General features: G+C 35.5%; 15 protein-coding genes and 1 riboswitch. Of the genes, 5 read left to right on the forward strand and 10 right to left on the reverse strand.

All coding sequences use genetic code 11. The features are described from left to right. Positions 1-10: 10 nt before the first annotated feature. Both carB and ZPR_RS09725 read left to right on the forward strand, forming a co-directional pair. Positions 11-2,863, forward strand: coding sequence for a carbamoyl-phosphate synthase large subunit (gene carB, locus ZPR_RS09720; protein ID WP_013071476.1), 2,853 nt, complete (start codon positions 11-13; stop codon positions 2,861-2,863). Positions 2,864-3,015: 152 nt separating this feature from the next. Next, the gene (locus ZPR_RS09725) at positions 3,016-3,420 is read left to right on the forward strand and encodes a DUF423 domain-containing protein (RefSeq protein WP_013071477.1); all 405 of its coding nucleotides are present in this window, start codon (positions 3,016-3,018) and stop codon (positions 3,418-3,420) included. 10 nt (positions 3,421-3,430) lie between these two features. Here the strand turns inward: ZPR_RS09725 and ZPR_RS09730 are convergent, their stop codons facing one another. From ZPR_RS09730 to ZPR_RS09770, 9 genes are all read right to left on the reverse strand, one after another. Beyond that, complete coding sequence (locus ZPR_RS09730) at positions 3,431-3,889, reverse strand: hypothetical protein (protein WP_013071478.1); 459 nt, start codon at positions 3,887-3,889, stop codon at positions 3,431-3,433. Positions 3,890-4,070: 181 nt separating this feature from the next. Then, complete coding sequence (locus ZPR_RS09735; protein ID WP_013071480.1) at positions 4,071-5,033, reverse strand: bile acid:sodium symporter family protein; 963 nt, start codon at positions 5,031-5,033, stop codon at positions 4,071-4,073. Between the two features lie 2 nt (positions 5,034-5,035). Beyond that, a complete protein-coding gene (locus ZPR_RS09740; RefSeq protein WP_013071481.1) occupies positions 5,036-5,587 on the reverse strand; it encodes an acyl-CoA thioesterase in 552 nt (183 codons plus the stop codon). Then, complete coding sequence (locus tag ZPR_RS09745; protein WP_013071482.1) at positions 5,584-5,952, reverse strand: hypothetical protein; 369 nt, start codon at positions 5,950-5,952, stop codon at positions 5,584-5,586. The genes ZPR_RS09740 and ZPR_RS09745 overlap by 4 nt, the downstream gene beginning before the upstream one ends. Before the next feature lies 1 nt (position 5,953). Further along, positions 5,954-7,096 carry a serine hydrolase domain-containing protein gene (locus ZPR_RS09750; protein WP_041578822.1) on the reverse strand — a complete coding sequence of 381 codons (1,143 nt, stop codon included), beginning with the start codon at positions 7,094-7,096 and terminating at the stop codon, positions 5,954-5,956. Next, positions 7,093-8,493, reverse strand: a complete 1,401-nt coding sequence (gene rmuC, locus ZPR_RS09755; protein ID WP_013071484.1) for a DNA recombination protein RmuC — start codon at positions 8,491-8,493, stop codon at positions 7,093-7,095. Before rmuC ends, ZPR_RS09750 begins: the two co-directional genes overlap by 4 nt. Before the next feature lie 311 nt (positions 8,494-8,804). Then, entirely contained in the window at positions 8,805-9,605 is an 801-nt protein-coding gene (locus tag ZPR_RS09760; protein WP_013071485.1) for an ABC transporter ATP-binding protein, read from the reverse strand. After that, positions 9,606-10,637, reverse strand: coding sequence for an iron ABC transporter permease (locus ZPR_RS09765; RefSeq protein ID WP_041578823.1), 1,032 nt, complete (start codon positions 10,635-10,637; stop codon positions 9,606-9,608). It abuts the gene before it with no gap. Beyond that, positions 10,637-11,776 carry an ABC transporter substrate-binding protein gene (locus ZPR_RS09770; RefSeq protein ID WP_013071487.1) on the reverse strand — a complete coding sequence of 380 codons (1,140 nt, stop codon included), beginning with the start codon at positions 11,774-11,776 and terminating at the stop codon, positions 10,637-10,639. Before ZPR_RS09770 ends, ZPR_RS09765 begins: the two co-directional genes overlap by 1 nt. 69 nt (positions 11,777-11,845) lie before the next feature. Beyond that, positions 11,846-12,103, forward strand: a riboswitch (cobalamin riboswitch). Positions 12,104-12,135: 32 nt separating this feature from the next. Here ZPR_RS09770 and ZPR_RS09775 point away from each other — a divergent pair. Genes ZPR_RS09775 through ZPR_RS09785 form a run of 3 tightly spaced genes read left to right on the forward strand, consistent with a single transcriptional unit; the run spans position 12,136 to position 16,770 of the window. Beyond that, positions 12,136-13,971: a TonB-dependent receptor plug domain-containing protein gene (locus tag ZPR_RS09775; RefSeq protein WP_013071488.1), complete on the forward strand. Its 1,836-nt coding sequence runs from the start codon at positions 12,136-12,138 to the stop codon at positions 13,969-13,971. A 10-nt stretch (positions 13,972-13,981) separates the two neighbouring features. Next, positions 13,982-15,661 carry a BSAP5a family pore-forming toxin gene (locus tag ZPR_RS09780; protein ID WP_013071489.1) on the forward strand — a complete coding sequence of 560 codons (1,680 nt, stop codon included), beginning with the start codon at positions 13,982-13,984 and terminating at the stop codon, positions 15,659-15,661. 23 nt (positions 15,662-15,684) lie between these two features. Next, on the forward strand, positions 15,685-16,770 hold the full coding sequence (locus ZPR_RS09785; RefSeq protein ID WP_013071490.1) for a YncE family protein: 1,086 nt from the start codon (positions 15,685-15,687) through the stop codon (positions 16,768-16,770). A gap of 169 nt (positions 16,771-16,939) precedes the next feature. Here the strand turns inward: ZPR_RS09785 and ZPR_RS09790 are convergent, their stop codons facing one another. Beyond that, positions 16,940-18,397, reverse strand: coding sequence for a S41 family peptidase (locus ZPR_RS09790; protein ID WP_187288272.1), 1,458 nt, complete (start codon positions 18,395-18,397; stop codon positions 16,940-16,942). Between the last annotated feature and the right edge of the window lie 69 nt (positions 18,398-18,466).

Genomic DNA, 18,466 nt, shown 5'->3' on the forward strand with positions numbered 1-18,466 from the left:
ACAATTTAAAATGCCCAAAAACAACAATCTTAAAAGTATTTTGATTATTGGTTCTGGACCGATTGTGATCGGACAGGCCTGTGAATTTGATTATTCAGGAACACAGTCACTTAGATCTTTGCGTGAAGACGGTATAGAGACGATTCTTATCAACTCTAACCCGGCTACGATTATGACAGATCCTTCTATGGCAGATCATGTGTATCTTAAGCCGCTTACCACTAAATCTATTATAGAAATTCTTGAGGCTCATCCTAATATTGACGCCGTATTACCTACAATGGGAGGCCAAACGGCATTAAACCTGTGTATTGAAGCTGATGATAAGGGAATCTGGAAGGATTATGATGTAAAACTTATTGGTGTTGATATCGATGCCATTAATATTACAGAAGATAGAGAACAGTTTAAACAGTTAATGGAGCGTATAGGTATTCCGGTAGCTCCTGCAAAAACAGTAACTTCTTATCTTCAGGGAAAAGAAGTTGCCCAGGAATTTGGTTTTCCGCTAGTGATCAGGGCTTCATTTACTTTAGGAGGTAGTGGAGCAGGTTTTGTTCATAAAGCTGAGGATTTTGACGAGATGCTTACTCGTGGTCTCGAAGCTTCTCCTATTCATGAAGTCCTTATCGATAAAGCACTTCTTGGTTGGAAAGAATACGAATTAGAATTGCTTCGAGATAAGAATGATAATGTTGTAATTATCTGTACTATCGAGAATATGGATCCTATGGGAATCCATACCGGAGATTCGATAACTGTTGCTCCTGCAATGACACTTAGTGATAGTGCGTTCCAGAGAATGCGTGATCTTGCTATAAAAATGATGCGCAGTATCGGGGATTTTGCCGGTGGATGTAATGTACAGTTTGCGGTAAGCCCGGATGAAAAAGAAGAAATTTATGCGATCGAAATTAACCCTCGTGTATCCAGATCTTCGGCATTGGCATCTAAAGCAACAGGGTATCCTATTGCAAAAATAGCTACTAAGTTGGCTCTAGGTTATACATTAGATGAACTAGATAACCAAATTACACAATCTACATCAGCTTTATTTGAGCCATCTTTAGATTATGTAATCGTAAAAATACCTCGATGGAATTTTGATAAGTTTGAAGGTTCAGACAGAACTTTAGGACTTCAAATGAAAGCGGTTGGTGAAGTTATGGGAATTGGTCGTTCTTTTCAGGAAGCTCTACATAAAGCAACGCAATCTCTAGAGATTAAGAGAAATGGCCTTGGAGCAGATGGTAAGGGATATACCAAGTATGATGAAATTATCGAGAAACTTACTTATGCCAGCTGGGATAGGGTATTTGTAATTTATGATGCCATTCAGGCAGGAATTCCGTTAAGCCGAATTCATGAAATTACTAAAATCGATATGTGGTTCCTTAAGCAGTATGAGGAGCTTTATATGCTGGAAAAAGAAATTAGTACTTACGATATCAATTCTCTTCCAAAAGATTTGATGCTGGAAGCCAAACAAAAAGGTTTTGCAGACAGGCAAATTGCTTATATGGTAAAATGCCTTGAAAGTGAAGTTTATAATAAACGCAGTGAATTAGATATAAACCGTGTATACAAACTTGTAGATACCTGTGCAGCAGAGTTTAAGGCAGAGACGCCTTATTATTACTCTACTTTTGAAGCAGCTATAGAAACTGCAGATGGTAAGAAATATACCGCAAACGAGAGTGTGGTTACCGATCGTAAAAAGATTGTGGTATTAGGATCTGGGCCAAACAGAATAGGGCAGGGAATCGAGTTTGATTACAGTTGTGTACATGGAGTTTTGGCCGCAGCGGAATGTGGTTACGAAACCATTATGATTAACTGTAACCCAGAAACGGTTTCTACAGATTTTGACGTAGCAGATAAACTTTATTTCGAGCCGGTATTCTGGGAACATATTTACGATATCATTAGGCATGAAAAGCCGGAAGGAGTAATTGTTCAGCTTGGAGGGCAAACCGCTCTAAAACTTGCTGAAAAATTAGAGCGTTACGGCATTAAGATTATAGGTACCAGCTTTGAAGCGCTGGATCTTGCTGAAGATCGCGGTAGCTTCTCGACATTACTTCAGAAAAATGATATTCCTTATCCTGAATTCGGAACTGCAGAGAACGCTGAAGAGGCACTAAAATTAGCAGATCAGTTAGATTTCCCAATTTTGGTTCGTCCTTCTTATGTTCTTGGTGGGCAGGGAATGAAAATCGTAATTAATAAGCAGGAGTTAGAAGAAACCGTAGTAGATCTTCTACGCAAGATTCCAAATAACAAATTATTACTGGATCATTATTTAGACGGAGCTATTGAAGCTGAAGCTGATGCCATTTGCGATGGCGAAGATGTGTATATTATTGGTATCATGGAGCATATTGAGCCTTGTGGTATTCACTCTGGAGATTCGAATGCACTGCTTCCTCCTTTTACTTTGGGAGATTTGGTACTACAACAGATAAAAGATCACACCAGAAAAATTGCTCTTGCTTTAAACACTGTTGGATTAATCAATATCCAGTTTGCGATAAAAGAGGATAAGGTCTACATTATTGAAGCAAACCCAAGAGCATCCAGAACGGTACCGTTTATAGCTAAAGCTTATAAAGAGCCTTATGTAAACTATGCTACCAAAGTGATGTTAGGCGATAAAAAGATTAAAGATTTTACCTTTAACCCGCAGTTGGATGGTTATGCGATAAAACAACCGGTATTCTCTTTTGAAAAATTCCATAAAGTAAACAAACAATTGGGACCAGAGATGAAGAGTACAGGTGAAAGTATCTTATTTATCAAAGACCTTAAAGATGACGATTTCTACAATCTCTATACACGTAGAAAAATGTATTTAAGCAAATAAAATAGCGTAATTACTATTAATAAGAGATCCTCTGTAGATTTTAGGCATTTGTTAAGCTGAATTTTACAGAGGATTTTTTATTTTAAATAGCTAACCAACGTCATAACTTAGTATTTCGAAATTCAATTAAATCTGAATCAATTTTATAAAGAATGAAAGAGCTTTTTTTAGTAATAGGTGGTATTTACGGATGTCTAGCAGTGATCTTTGGTGCTTTTGGCGCACATGCCTTAAAAAAGAAATTATCTGAAGAGCAACAAAAAAGTTTTGAAACCGGTGTAAGATACCAAATGTACCATGCTTTGATTCTTATAGTGGCCGCTATCGCATTTCCTTTTCGGGAAGTTTCTCAGGAAATTACCGGCTGGTGTTTCGTAATTGGGGTACTGTTATTTTCCTTTAGTATTTATGGTTTGGTATTAAGTGATGCACAAGGAAAGAAAATGCGCTTTTTAGGGCCTGTAACTCCGCTAGGCGGACTTACACTGGTGATTGGATGGGTTTTATTTATAATTAATATTGCTAAAATTGCTACTTATTTAAATCCTGCCCAATAAATGGAATTGCTTAATTAACACCACAATTGGTGCGGGTTAAGGCGAAATCTTCATTGAATTTGTAAGCGGTACTATCCTGCCCAGAGGCGTAACCTTCTATTAATTGATTACCTTTTTGAAGGAACATAATGGGCCGAACTGAATTTTTTCCTTCGCTCATAAATTCATAATCTGCAAAAAGGGTGTCTCCCTTCATAATTCCTGAAATTTCCCCTCGGTTTACATCTTTTTCATAGAGCATATAAACAAGACTTCCGGAAACATTCTTATTTAATTTTTCAATATTAAGACTAATGGTATCGGTTTCTGAAGCATATAAATAGCACATTTTTACCGGAATTTCTTCTTCATCTTCTGGCTGTTGCGATTGCACGACAGATTCACTTTTTTTAGCCTCCTGATTTTCGTTGTTTTTGCAGGAAATCATTAAAATTCCACCTAAGCTCAGGATAAGTAGTCCGGTTTTCATGTCTTAATTTTTTATAAAGGTAAAAGGTCTTTCTATAAACGCCAATGGCTTAACAAAATTTTATTGGCCGCCGCAACAGGTGTATTATCTATGTCTCAATCATTATCAGGAAGCATTGAAATTTTAAAAATATGGTTAGGTTTATACCAAATTGTTTTGCCTTTAGCTTCTTGAATCAAAATTATATTTTTGCCATCTCCGGCTTTCTTTTTCTATATTTTTCTGCGAAGTAAGCAATCAAAATAAGTTGAGAAGAGTGAAAAAGCATAATAGGGAGTAATAATAAGCCTGTATTTGCAGAATTACCGAAGATTACATTTACCATAACCGAGCCGTGAACCAGGGATTTTTTGGTTCCGCAAAACTGGGCAGTAATTTTATCCTCTAAAGTTAGCTTGAGCAGGTTACTAGCAAGTGCTGTGAGGTAATACACCGCAAAAAACAACACTAAAACACTTACTATCAACAACAAGAATCCGCTTAGATCGATAGCATCAAATAAGTTAGAAGTAAAGGAATTGCTAAAACTGCTATACACGATAATCAGGATAATTCCTTTATCAAAAAGGGCAAGCTGTTTACTGTGTTTTCTGGCCCAATTTCCAAAAATTCGCTGCAGGATGAGGCCCACAATCAAAGGCGCCAAGATTTGCCAGCCTAATTTTAATAAGATATCTAAAAACTGAAAATCGGCGCTTTTTCCCAAAATGATACTCAGCCAAATAGGAGTTGCAAAAATACCTATAAGTCCCGATAAACTGGCATTAAAAATAGCGGCAGGTAAATTTCCCTTGGCTAAAGCTACCATTACAATCGAGGAGCTTACGGTAGAAGGAAGTGTGGCTAAAAAGAAAATAGCCGTCCATAATTCAGAGTCTTTTCCTTGCTCGAACAAAGGTAAATAGGCGAGTGCTAAGAGCGGAAAAACTATAAACGTGGTGAGTTGTACAATTAGGTGTACTTTGTAGTTTAAAAGCCCCTGTTTAATTTCCTGTGGTGCCAATTTTAATCCATAGAAAAAGAATATAAAACCTATTCCAATATCGGTGATGGTTTTTAAAGGCAATATTTCATTTCCTTGCGGAAGCAGGTACGCTAATAAAATAACACCAAAAAGCGAAACGATAAAACCGTTAAACTTCACAACTATCGGTCTATTTTTACCTTATAATCTTCCAGCATGTGCAGGTAATTTTCAGATACAAAATCGGTTTCCTTAAATTCGCTAACCCTTTTGCTCTTCATTTTATTCCTCTTTATGCTTTTGGTAAATCTTCTAATATCATGATCATTATCTAAAATAAGGCCGGGAACACTAATAGATTTTCCTTCTTTATCTTTAGCCACCATGGTAAAGTAAGAAGAATTACAATGCTTTTTTTCACCGGTCTGTATATTTTCGGATTCTACGCGTATACCAATAACCATAGAACTTCTACCTACGTAATTCACCGATGCTTTCATGGTTAAAAGTTCTCCAACTTCTATAGGAGCAAGAAAATCTACAGTGTCTACGCTAGCCGTTACGCAATAGGTGCCAGAATGTTTGGAGGCACAGGCAAAAGCTATTTGGTCTAGCAGTGACAAAACATAACCACCGTGAATTTTGCCGTTAAAATTTGCTCGATTAGGTAACATTAATTCTGAAATGGTTACCTGTGAGTCTTCTACTCGTTTAAATTCTTTTGAATTGGTCATCTGTCTCTAAAATGTGGGGATTGTGCTTCTTCTACTCTGGTGACAAAATATTTGGTGTCACCCCAAAAAACAAAGGTTGCATAGCGTTCTACATAATAAAGTTTTACATAGTTACCTTCGTTTTTCTGTAATGCCTTTACAACGTCTTTATCTTCTTTTAATACGGAAAAGCTAAAAATCTGTGCACCGCTAATTCCCTGGCTAATTTCGCCTTCCCAGGTTTTAAAAACAACACCTTTTTTACTGAATTTTATAAGTTCACCGGTTCTAGTGCCTTCACTATAGGTTGCAAAATAGGCAAATGCAAAATACAGCAAAAACAACAGGAAAATACCGCCAAGAATGTAGTAAAGGACTTTTTTCATTCTAAATATTATTATACACAAGGTTTAAAAAATCTTCGATTTTCGAAGGTTCCAACCATCTGGTTACAATAACGAGATTTTCTTTTTGATCTACAACGATAAAATTACCACCAAATCCTGCAGCATAAAAAATATGAGCGCCAATTTTTTCCCATTTTTGAGATTTTTCAGGGTTTAACCACCACATATAGCCATAATTTGGATTAGACTTGGAAGGTTGTATGGCTTCTTTTATAACTTTAGAAGAAATAAGTGATTTGCCATTCCAGCTCCCGTTATTCATAAATAACAAACCAAATCGAGCCATATCTTCAGTATTAATAAACATCCCGCCACCTGAATGTCCACCACCACTAACAGATTGCATCTGGAGCCCGTCAATAGTTACCCAGGAATTATCGTAACCATACCAGCGCCAGGTTGTAGAAGCGCCAATAGGATCCATTATTTTAGATTTTAGTATTTTGGGCAAAGGTTGTCTAAAAACATTTAAGAGGGAGTAAGCCAATACGTTTACACGAACATCATTGTATTTAAAATATGATCCTGGCTCGTGTAATTCTCTGGATCGCCAGCTATCAATATTCCCATCGCTAGGAGGCCTGTCGGCCCAATCATAAGAATCCCAAAGTTCACCACTCCAATCCGAATTTTGTTGCAATAAATTTTTCCAGGTAATTTTAGCATTATGTTCCCCGTCAAAAGTACCGTCCCAAACATAATCTTTCACTGGATCTTCAGGAGCAATCAAAGTACTATCAATAGCCAGTAGGGCAGTAGCTGCTAAAAAGCTTTTAGTAACGCTAAAGGTCATATCTACTTTTTTGGTATCTCCCCATTTAGAAATAATATAGCCATTTTTTAAAATAATTCCGGCAGGTCCGCCACGACGTCTTACCGGTCCTAAAAGTTGATGAAAAGGTTCCTTCATAAATCCCTTTAAAATCGCCTGTCGCAGGTCACGGGATTCGCTATACTCATGATCTTTAGCAAATTGTATGGCTTCAGTAAAGTCATAACTATATGCTGAAGCTTCTTTTTCCTGCCATGTTCCAAATTCTGGAAAATAGATACTCTGCGCATTTAAAGAGTACAACATTAAAGTGAAACTCAGAATGGCATAAATTTGAAATGACTTTATCATGGATTTAAATTAGAAAGGTCGTTAGATGATTTCTTTACAAGATTCGTATCAATTTGTTTACTGGCTTTAGCACCCAATCTTTTTAGTTTTTCTACCCGGGAAATCAAATTCCCTTTGCCGGTTAGTTTTTTCATGGCACCATCATAACTATTTTGAACGGTGCTAAGTTGTCTACCTACTTTTAAAAGTTCGTCGGTAAGATTGGTGAATTGGTCATATAACTTTCCCGCCTGTGTAGCAATTTCGATAGCATTTTCCTTTTGCTTTTCGTTTTGCCACATACTATCGATAGTCCTGAGTACCGCTAAAAGCGTTGTGGGGGTTACTAAAATGATATTTTTATCGAAAGCCTCACTGTATAAATTGGGATAATTATTCGATGCAATGGCAAAAGCAGCTTCAATAGGAATAAAAAGTAACACAAAATCCGGACTTTCTACACCGTATAATTGATGGTAGTTTTTATGGCTGAGTTCGTTGATACGGTTTCTAAGTGCAATAAGGTGGTTTTTAAGATGTGTGGGTTTTTCATCTTCATCAGTCGCGTTTACATAACGTTCATAAGCATTTAAAGAAACTTTAGAATCTATAATCATTTTCTTATCACCGGGAAGATTAATGATTACATCGGGTAAAACGCGTTTTCCATCGTCATTAGTAAACGATTGTTGTACGCTATATTCACGATCTTTTTGCAAGCCGCTTTTTTCCAATACTCTTTCTAAAACCATCTCTCCCCAGTTACCTTGCATTTTGGCGTCTCCCTTTAACGCTTTGGTAAGATTATTGGCTTCTTTACTCATTTGTAAATTCAGGTCTTTTAAACCAATAATCTGTTCCCTAAGCATCGCATGCCTATTGATACTTTCCTTTTGACCCTCTTCGATTTTCTTTTCAAATAGCTGAATTTTTTCCTGTAGAGGAAAGAGGATGTTTTGAATATTTTCTTTGTTTAAATTGGTGAATTTTTCGGACTTATTTTCGAGGATTTTATTGGCTAAATTTTCAAACTGAATACTGAATTTTTCCTGTAGCTTTTCGAGCTCTTTTTTCTGTTCGCTTTGGCGTGCTAAAAGATGTTCGTAATCGGCATTTTTTCGGGTAAGTTCGTTATATAAGAAATCTTTTTCCTTACGTAGGGCCTCACGTTCGGTTTTTGCCTCTGCTAATTTTATTAGCAGCTCATCTTTAGTAGTTTGAATGCTGTTTTTGTATTCATTTAAATTATTGTTTTCCAGATCATTAAGTTTTTCTATCTCAAGTAAAAGTTGACTAATTTTCTCTTCCTGAATCGCTATTTTATTATTGGATTTTAATCCTGAAATAAGATTTCCAAGAAGAAATCCTACGGCCAAAGCAATAATGAAAACAACTAAAAACGGCAAAATTTGATCCATGTAACAAGTGGGTTTATTTCAAATATAACTATAACTTTTTTAATGCTTAAAATCAGTAAAAAATAGTGGTTTTTTTTACTAAAATAAGGTTGCGTTTTTTGCGTAATTTTTGCTAGAAATATCGCCAGGAAATTCGCTCTTTAAATATTTAAAAATGACAAAAAATAGATGTCATCCCTGAAGTTGATACAGGGTTTTATCCTCAAGTTTTTTCTTAAGATTTTAGATTAAATCTGTCTGAGTTCTAAGATGAAAAATAGTGTAATTTGCCCTTTGAGTTTTGATAAAAAAGACTGTATTTTCATTAAATTTTAGTCTTCATTCTTAATGCGGAAAGCTCTGGAAATTTTATCAAAATGAATTAGATCTTTTGGAAATAAATCTTGAAAAGCTCTGGTAGAAATTAAATTTTCGGGAGTATTAATTTGACATTTATCAGGCTGCATTAAAATTATTTTATCACAAATTTGGATGGCCAGATTAATCTCATGAGACGCAAAAATGATTGTTTTCTGTGTTTGTTTTGCAAGTTTCTTCAGTAGCTTTACCACATAGGCTTTGTGGTACATATCCAGGTGTGTTGTAGGTTCGTCCAGAATGATGATAGGTGTATCCTGGGCAATGGCTCTAGCAATTAAAACGCGTTGCAACTGGCCGTCGCTGAGTTCATAACATTTACGATCTTTCAGTGACTTAATCGAAGTCAGTACAATAGCATTTTCGATTTTTTCAGCATCATTTTTAGAAAGTTTTCCAAGCCAGTTGGTATAAGGTTGCCGGCCCAGTGCGATCAATTCAAAAACACTAAGGTTCTTAGAAATTGGCTGATTGGTAAGTACTAAGCTAATTCGTGCTGCACGTTGTAAATCACTTAGCTCTTGCAGATTTTTGTTTTCAATTTCAATGCTACCCGAAATAGGTTTCTGAATACCGGAGATGCTACGTAGTAGCGTGGATTTACCGATACCATTTATACCAATTACCGCAATTAATTCTGAAGCTTGTACTTCAATATTGATCTTCTCAGCAATAGATTTTATGCCATTTTTATCCTGGTAGCCAATCTCAAGATTGGATGTTTTTAAGGTGATATGTAGAGGATTTGATTTCATCTAAAACAGGAATTTTTGTTTTCTAATGAGTAACCAAATCACTACGGGCGCACCAATTATAGATGTTATTGCATTTATAGGTAAGGTAAACTCCATTCCCGGTAATTGAGACACAATATCACAGATAAGCATTAAAATCGCCCCGCCTAAAATTACAGCAGGCATTAAAATAAGGTGGTTGTTCACCGGTAGCACCTGCCGAATTAAATGTGGCACCGCCAGGCCTATAAAAGCGATTGGCCCGCAAAATGCGGTAATACTGCCGGCAAGTAAGCTTGTAGCGAGTATGATAAGCATTCGGTTTCTGCGAATATTAACCCCCAGACTTCTGGCATATGCTTCGCCAAGTAATAAACTGTTTAGGTTTTTAATGCTGAAAATCGCCAAACTAATGCCCAGGAACCAGAAAATGGCAAGGATACCCACTTCTTCCCAGGATAGGTCGCCAAGACTACCAAATGACCAGAAAATATATTGCTGTAGTTGCGCTGCCGGGCTAAAGTAACTTAATATGCTTACCACTGCTCCCGTTAAACTGGCAAACATTAAACCCACAATCAAAATGGCCATAGTATCTCGTAATCGTACAGAAGCTAAAACAATAGCAAAAAGCACCATTAAACTCCCTAAACTAGAGGCGATCACTAAAGTCCATTTAGAGAGAGCCAAAGCAACAAAGCTTCCTCCAATTAAAGTGGCTCCCATAATTACGATGGCAACCCCTAAACTTGCCCCACTGCTTAAACCTAAAACATAAGGCCCCGCAAGAGGATTTCTAAACATGGTTTGCATTAACAATCCGCTAATGGCGAGTCCGGAGCCGGCGATTATTGCTGTAAATGCCTTAGGAAGTCGATAATCTAAAATGATATAGCGGTAGGTTTCTTTAGAAACTTCAGCATTCATAAAAGAGGAAAAGATATCGTTGAAAGGGATATTTACCGATCCCAGACTGATATTAAGCAGTGTTAGGGCAATCAGCATAAGACTCAAAATCGCCCATATCGAGACATATTTTCCTACTTGTTGCATTAATCGTTTAAGGCTTTGTAAAATGTAGGTTGATAATTTTCTAAAAGCTGTGGATGGAATATAGAAATAAGATCTTTAAGAATAAGATCCGGACGGTTGGGACCCAATTCGTAAAAAATCACGCCACCGGTTTCCCCTTTGCTCATACTTACCGAAAATACTTTTTTATCCTGAACTGCTTTAAACTGTGAATAATGTTGCGATTGCTCCAGCATTCCGCTATACGATGTAAACTGCCCCGCACTTATCCAAAAATCAGCATCTTGTGCTTTATCCAAAACCGACTCAAACGATAGGGAAAGACTACCCGAGCCTTTGGTGTCTGCCCAAAGATATTCCGCATTAGCATCTTTTATCATTTGTGCCTGCCAACTATTACCATAAGGAAGATACCATTGATCTTTGTACATAGCACCGCTAAGCACTGTAGGTTTATTTTCAGCAGTTTCGGCCAGTTTTTTAGCCGATTGATAATTAGATTCAATACGTTGAAAAATCGAATCTGCTGCTTTAGATTCGTCGTAAAGCGCCCCAAAAAATTTAATCCATTCAGCCTTTCCCAATGCCGAGGATTCCATCCATTCTCCATTGTAAACAACAGGGATTCCTGTTTTTTGAATGGTGCTAAAACTTTTATTATCAGCGTTAATAGCAAAGCCTATTACAACATCTGGTTGAAGATCGATTAAAACTTCGGTATTTAAGCTTTCGTTTTTACCAACCTCTTTTATGGCTCCGGAATCGATTAAATTTCTTGTTTGTTCTGAAGAAATATAATCCAGTCCCGGGAAACCTTTTAAGGTACTGGTTTCGTTTAAAGCTTCCAAAGCCGGAATATGTGTAGTAGAAGTCACCACTATTTTTTGAACCGGAATCGTCACTTTTTGATCATAAGTTACATTTTCAGGAATTTTTGCCTCCTTTTTAGCCAGCAGATATTTAAAAGACTTTTCAGCTTCCGGCCATGGAGAATTTACTTCGATGATGCTGTAATCCTTAAATTCAGTTATAGAAAATCCATTAGCATATTCGATAGCAATTTCCTTTCCTTCTGGATTTTCAGCTAAAGTTTTTGACTTTTCTGCTTCTTTGCAGGCAAGACTTAAAAGGAAAATAAAAAGAATTCCGATTTTTTTCACAAGAATATAATTTGACTTCAAAAGTAATATTATTTAGAAATTAAGTCGCTTTCCTACAAGAAATGATTATTTTCGCATCGAAATTTTGGTTCGCTAATACCGATTAAAAGGGAATCAGGAAAAGTTAGAAGCGCTAAATTAGAACTACGAAGTATAAGTAGGTAATTGAAATCTTTTAATTAATAAAACCTGAGCTGTTCCCGCAACTGTAAGCTTTGTTCCTATTGGAATGCTTGTAAAAAACTTCAAATACCACTGTCTGCAATAAGATGGGAAGGTAATTTACAGGACGCTAGCCAGGAGACCTGCCAGAAATAATAAAAACACGGATTGACTTTCGGGATAAAAGTCGCTGGCACATGAAGAAAAAACTACTTTTTATACTAGTAGCCTTAGGGCTTTTTGGATCTAAGCTATTTTCACAATCGGGTGAAATTACGGTTTTAGATACCGTTATGCTAAGTGACGAAAAACTGGTCAAATTCTCGACAGGACAACACGTAGCTCGGCTTTCGGATTCTCTGCTACGCTTTAATAATCCTTTGCTTACCGAAGTTTTAAATTTTAATACCCCTATTTATTTTAAGGAAAATGGACTTGGAATGGTTTCCTCACCATCATTTAGAGGGACTTCAGCTTCACAAACCGCGGTCATTTGGAACGGGATTAACATCAATTCCCAGTTTAACGGTCAAATTGATTTTAATACGGTAAATAGTGGTGCCTACGATCAAATTGCGGTTCGCGGTGGCGGCGGAAGTGTGGTTTATGGGACCGGTGCCATTGGGGGAAGCATTCATCTTAATAATACTCTATCATTCAAAAAACAACAGGATCATCGTCTTTTGCTGCGCTACGGTAGTTTTAATACACTGGATGCGCGTTACAATTTTAAAACCGCCCGAAAAAAATGGAGCCTAAATCTGGCAGTTTCAAGAAATAGTAGTGATAATGATTACGATTACCCCAATGATCGTGGCAAAAATTTAAATGGAGCATTTTATAATAATTCAGCTAATATTGCGCTAGGTCACCGCTTTAATGCTCAAAACACGATTAAGCTTATAAGTGAATTATACGATGGCGAGCGTCATTTTTCTTTAATTCGACCTTCAGAAAACCGTACAAAATATATTGATCGTTCTTATCGCAATTTGTTAGAATGGAATAGCGAATTTTCCAATTTTACCCAAATAACCAGATTTGCATTTATACAGGAAGAATATCAATATTACGGAAATATCGAAAGTGATAATTTTACCTTCGGAAAGGCCCATAGTTACATAGGGAAATACGATTTGGCCTATGAAGCTTCAAAGGATATCCTGCTAAATGCGGTGATCCAAAATACGTATACGAAAGGTGAGGGGAGTAGCATTGCTGAAAATGATCGAAATATATTTTCGGCAGCAATTTTAATGAAACATGCGCTTACTGATAAATTTCAATATGAAATGGGTTTGCGTAAAGAAGCTACCGATAACTATGATAGTCCGCTTCTATATTCTTTAGGCGCTAATTATGAATTTAGTGATTTTTATAGTTTACAATTTAACGCTTCCAGAAATTTTAGGATTCCCACTTATAATGATTTGTACTGGGCCTCTTCGGGGAATCCAGAATTAAAACCGGAAACTTCAGACCAGGCAGAAATAGGCAATATTTTTAGTATCGCAACTTTTGAGTGGGGGCTGACATTTTTTTACAATCAGATAGAAAATATGATTCGCTGGGTACCGGGAGCAGATGGTGTTTGGCGACCAGGTAATGAAGATAAAGTGGAGGTCTACGGCATAGAGTCATACATCAGCTGGCAAAAAAAGCTGGTTAAAGATCAAATTTTAAGTGCCAGTGTTAATTATGCCTATAACGTTTCAGAAAACGATAAAAGTAACCGACAATTGATTTATGTGCCATTCCATAAACTGAACGGAAATATTACGTATCAAATAAGTCGGTTTACACCATCTATTCAATTTTTATATAACGGGAAGGTTTTTACCAGAACCGATCATAGTGATCAACTTGATGGATATTTTTTAACCAACCTGGGACTTTCTTATGCTATGGATAAGCAAAGGAACTGGCAGTTAGGCGGAAAAGTAAATAACCTGTTTAATAAGGAGTACCAAAATGTAGAAAACCGGTGGATGCCGGGAGTTAATTTTAATATATATCTGAATTTTAAATTTTAAAAGTCAACCCATGAAAATGAACAAATTTTTAGTCTTTGGAGCCATAGTTGGTTCTTTATTTTTTAGCTCGTGTAGCAGTGATGATGATATACGGGTACAAAACGGAGGCAATATGGATTCTCAAGAAATTATTACAATTAGAGAGCGAAATTCTAATGACCCTTTAATTTTGAGTAATAAAGATTTACCTAAAGAAAAAAAAGTTTTAAAATCAAATGATTTTACGAAGCAATCTTCTCTTCAGAATGAGGATTATTTGGGCAGATCTTATGACATAATTTCTAATGGTATTGGTTCTACTGAAGGAGTGAGATATCCAATTATAGATATTGAAAAATTTATTTTGGATAATCCTGATTATTATTACTCTACTCAATTAAAACAATCTAAAGCTAATAGTTTTTCATTTTCAAATTTTGAAAGATTTGCTTCTAAGTCCAATCATTCTTCAAAAATTTCATCAAATTTTAGTATTAATTTAGGTGTCTTTAGTATTGGTTCTAAACATAAATATGAAAGAGCGTTTTCAAGTGAAACTATAAATGAGACAAATAGAGTTTTTGGAGAGGTCAATGTTTCAATCGAGGATGCATCCTATAAATTATTAGTAAGCTCCAACTCACTAAAGAAAATTAGAGAGAAATATTTGAGACCATCTTTCCTAGATGAGCTTTATAATACAACAAATAAAGAATTCATTCAAAATTATGGAGGTCTAGTTATCACAGATTATATATCTGGAGGTAGAGCGAATGCTGTTTTTACAGGGATACACACTGAAAATTCTAATTCTCAAACATCTGAAAGTTCTATGGATAATTCCATAAGTGCTTCTTTTAGTTATGAATCTTATGGAGCATCTGCTGACATTGGTTTTGGTAATACAAATGGTAGTGTTATAGCTAGTGCGAATAATATATCAGATTTTAAAACGTCGATTATAACATACGGCGGTAATTATGGTTTTAGTGGTTTTACAATTCCTAAAAGTATTGATGATGTAAATATTGATTTGTCAAATTGGGCATCATCATTAAATGATTCAAATAATCATGTTTTAATAGACTTTAATGATAATGGTCTTTATCCCATAACAGATTTTATTAGAGAAGCTAATCTCAGTTATAATTTAAATAGAATAATAAATGGCAATGGCCTTAAGGTAGAGGCTGAAAATCTTATAGAGCCACGTATCGAAGCAAGATGGGTATTATATCAGTATGGTATCGGGAGTATTGCTCTTGTATTAAAAACGCGATTTAATGATGATTTGGTACTTAAATACTCAAATTTTGTTGGATATTGGAATAATACTCAAGAAATGGTGAGTTTTGCTGAAAATGAGTCAGATGATTTATTACAATTTTATAACTTGGAAGTTGTGGCCGTTCCATATACTCCCGGAATTGCTTATAACCCTCTTTCAAATCCTAATTTGCCAATTTATTCTGTACACTACAATTTTGAATATAGAATCAGTGATATTAGTGAAAGTAGTATGAAAAAATATTATGATTCAAATAATGAAATTTTATACTTAGTTTCTAATACAAGCGAAGGTAAATTTGCATACTCAATACAAGACGATTACATTTTGGATACTTATGGTATTAGGAATTGGGTGGATAGTATGCAAACCATACAGATGAGTAATAAAGATTTAGATAATTATACAATAGTAGGATTATAGTTTTAATTTAAAGTATTATAAAAATGAACAAATTTTTAGTCTTTGGAGCCATAGTTGGTTCTTTATTTTTTAGCTCGTGTAGCAGTGATGATGATAATATTATAGACAATGGAAATGAGGTAGAAACTCCTGAATCCTTTCCATATAAAGAAGGCGTAATTATCTTAAATGAAGGATCACAGGCAGCAGGAACTGTATCTTTTTTAGATTGGGATTTTACAGCTGTAGAAAATGATATTTTTGAAACCGTAAACGAAGAAATGGACTTGGGTAATTATGTTCAATCCATATTTTTTGATGGAGATACGGCTTATATAATTTCTAACGGGTCCAATCTGATTACTGCTGTAGATCGCTATACATTTGAATACAAAGGAATTGTTGATAGCGGTCTAACAGTACCTATGTTTGGTGTCGCTTATAATGGTAAAGCTTATGTGGCCAATCGTAATTTGACTTGGGGAGATGGATATACTACAGATGATTTTTTAACTGTTATTGATTTGGAAACTCTGGAAGTAGAAAAAACTATACAAGCTGGTAAAGTCTTAGGACAAGTATTCGAAAAAGATGGTTTAATTTATGTTGAAAACGCGGCGTTTGGATTAGGGAACAGTATTCTAGTATTTAATCCTGAAACAAATGCATTTGAAGATACATATGAGCTTTTTGTAAATGATGAAGATGAAACCGAAGGTTTAACTTCTATAGAAATCATTGATAACGTAATCTATGCATTGTCGAATCAGAATCTTTATACTTTAAATTTGAGTACTGGGGAAGAATTAACTAAAACAGATCTAAGTAATATTGGATCCACTAATAATCTTGATATTGAAGATGGAATAATTTATTTTACTTCTGGAACTTCTGTTTATACTATTAATGAAGGTGATCTAGAATCGCCAGAATCCCCATTATTCTCATATGAAAGCACTTCAGCTTACGGAAAAATGTACGGATTCAAAGTAGACGATGGTTATATCTATACATCAGATGGTGGAGATTTTGCCTCTGCCGGAACTGTAGAAATTTATACGACCACCGGAGAATTCGTGAAAGAATTTAATGTAGGTGTTGGACCAAACAGCTTCTATTTTAATAAGTAACCTTTTTTGTACCCAATATTTAGAAAACTTTAATATCCTATATAAAATTAGAAGAAATAGTTTTCGTTTTAAAATAGTATCTATAATTAGCGAAAGCTGAGAAGATACTATCACCTATGAAAAAGCCCCGGATTTCCGGGGCTTTTAATTTTTAAAAAAGAAGGTATTGTTAATTTCTTAAGTTTAAGCTAGGTAATTCATCGATATACATTCTTTTGTAATTTGGTTTTAAAGATGAACTCTCTGCAAACTCCTGATAATTAAATTCTTTTTGAATTGTTCTGGTTTGTATTTTAGAAGTTTTCCCTGTTATGGCATTGATCGCCGCAGCCAGCATAGGCTCAGAAGGATCTCCTAAAACACCATAGTTAGAAAGTGATTCTTCTATTTCTACATCTGGCTCAATTCCGTCGTAAGGCACAACAATATCATTTGCATTTACAGATTCATATACCAAAGGTTGTATCGCATATTTGTGATCAGGATTTGCATTTGTTCTACCAAAGTTGGGGCTATCGTAAAGTGTTACTGAAGCCTGCGATTTACCGGTAGTTGTATTACCTATTAAATACACATCAATATAAGGTTTTAATCCATTTATAACCAATTCACTGGCCGATGCCGTACTGGAAGTACCTATAACATATAAGCTGGAAAGATTCAATTTATTTATATCTGTTCCACCTTGAATTTTATCTACAAAGTAATTAAACAACTCATCTGGTGCATTGGCCAGAAAGTAATTCTGATAATCTTCATTCCATTGCTTTTTGGCAAAGATTTCTCCGGTATAAGAACCAGTGATCATACTCGCCATAGCGGTAGCAGAAGAAACACGACCTCCACCATTATACCTTAAATCTAATATAAGTTCATCGATATTTTCAGCAGCAAAATAGGCAAAAGCGTCATTTAGTTGAATATCAAAATCGGCTACAAAACTATTATACATTAGATAACCTATTTTTAAACCTTCTACTTCAAGAACATCCTGTATAAGCACAGGGTTCTCTGTAATTTCACTGTTTGCTATGGTAACCTCTTCACCAGTATTCGTAACGGTATTATCATTAATTTCAGCTAAAGAAAAAGTAACTGATGGACTGGCTAGCAGGGAAGCATAATTACTAACAGTTAATGTTTCGCCATTGATTTCGGTAAAAAGATCCCCTCTTTTTATTGCGGTTCCCTCTGCATTACTTCCGGGAATGATATATCTTACGATTCCAAATATATCATTAGAGTTAGAGAAGCGATATAACCTGTAATCCACACCAGTGGTCTGTGAAATACCGCTAAAGCTATTTTCTAGAGCAATATAATCATCAGTAATAAAACTAAAGCGATCCTGAGAGGCTACCAGACCTTGATAAAATAAATTTGCCGGAGTATCCCAATCTGCCAGATATGCATAATAATCTTGTTCAGTATCAAAATAATCATCAGCTAATTCTGGGATATCCGACTTGTAAAGATAGATTTCGTCCATCCCACGATAAATGAAGTCTTCAATTTCCACATTTTCAGGATCTGTAAGTACCCCATCATCTACAACATCATCCATATCTTCAGAACAGGACGTCATCAAACTACCACAAAGGAATGCGAATAGTAATAATCTTTTCATTTTCATGCGTTTCATTTAAAGTTATTGTTAAAAAAAGCTAAAATAGGTACAAAACAAATAAATTAAAAA

This window comes from Zunongwangia profunda SM-A87 (genome assembly GCF_000023465.1).
Classification (GTDB): domain Bacteria; phylum Bacteroidota; class Bacteroidia; order Flavobacteriales; family Flavobacteriaceae; genus Zunongwangia; species Zunongwangia profunda.

Bases quoted from the DNA above. Each gene is read 5' to 3' on its own strand.
- carB (WP_013071476.1), top strand. From the start codon at position 11: ATGCCCAAAAACAACAATCTTAAAAGTATTTTGATTATTGGTTCTGGA.
- ZPR_RS09760 (WP_013071485.1), bottom strand. From the start codon at position 9,605: ATGAAATCAAATCCTCTACATATCACCTTAAAAACATCCAATCTTGAG.
- rmuC (WP_013071484.1), bottom strand. From the start codon at position 8,493: ATGGATCAAATTTTGCCGTTTTTAGTTGTTTTCATTATTGCTTTGGCC.
- ZPR_RS09790 (WP_187288272.1), bottom strand. From the start codon at position 18,397: ATGAAAAGATTATTACTATTCGCATTCCTTTGTGGTAGTTTGATGACG.
- ZPR_RS09740 (WP_013071481.1), bottom strand. From the start codon at position 5,587: ATGACCAATTCAAAAGAATTTAAACGAGTAGAAGACTCACAGGTAACC.
- ZPR_RS09730 (WP_013071478.1), bottom strand. From the start codon at position 3,889: ATGAAAACCGGACTACTTATCCTGAGCTTAGGTGGAATTTTAATGATT.
- ZPR_RS09780 (WP_013071489.1), top strand. From the start codon at position 13,982: ATGAAAATGAACAAATTTTTAGTCTTTGGAGCCATAGTTGGTTCTTTA.
- ZPR_RS09785 (WP_013071490.1), top strand. From the start codon at position 15,685: ATGAACAAATTTTTAGTCTTTGGAGCCATAGTTGGTTCTTTATTTTTT.
- ZPR_RS09745 (WP_013071482.1), bottom strand. From the start codon at position 5,952: ATGAAAAAAGTCCTTTACTACATTCTTGGCGGTATTTTCCTGTTGTTT.
- ZPR_RS09775 (WP_013071488.1), top strand. From the start codon at position 12,136: ATGAAGAAAAAACTACTTTTTATACTAGTAGCCTTAGGGCTTTTTGGA.
- ZPR_RS09765 (WP_041578823.1), bottom strand. From the start codon at position 10,637: ATGCAACAAGTAGGAAAATATGTCTCGATATGGGCGATTTTGAGTCTT.
- ZPR_RS09750 (WP_041578822.1), bottom strand. From the start codon at position 7,096: ATGATAAAGTCATTTCAAATTTATGCCATTCTGAGTTTCACTTTAATG.
- ZPR_RS09725 (WP_013071477.1), top strand. From the start codon at position 3,016: ATGAAAGAGCTTTTTTTAGTAATAGGTGGTATTTACGGATGTCTAGCA.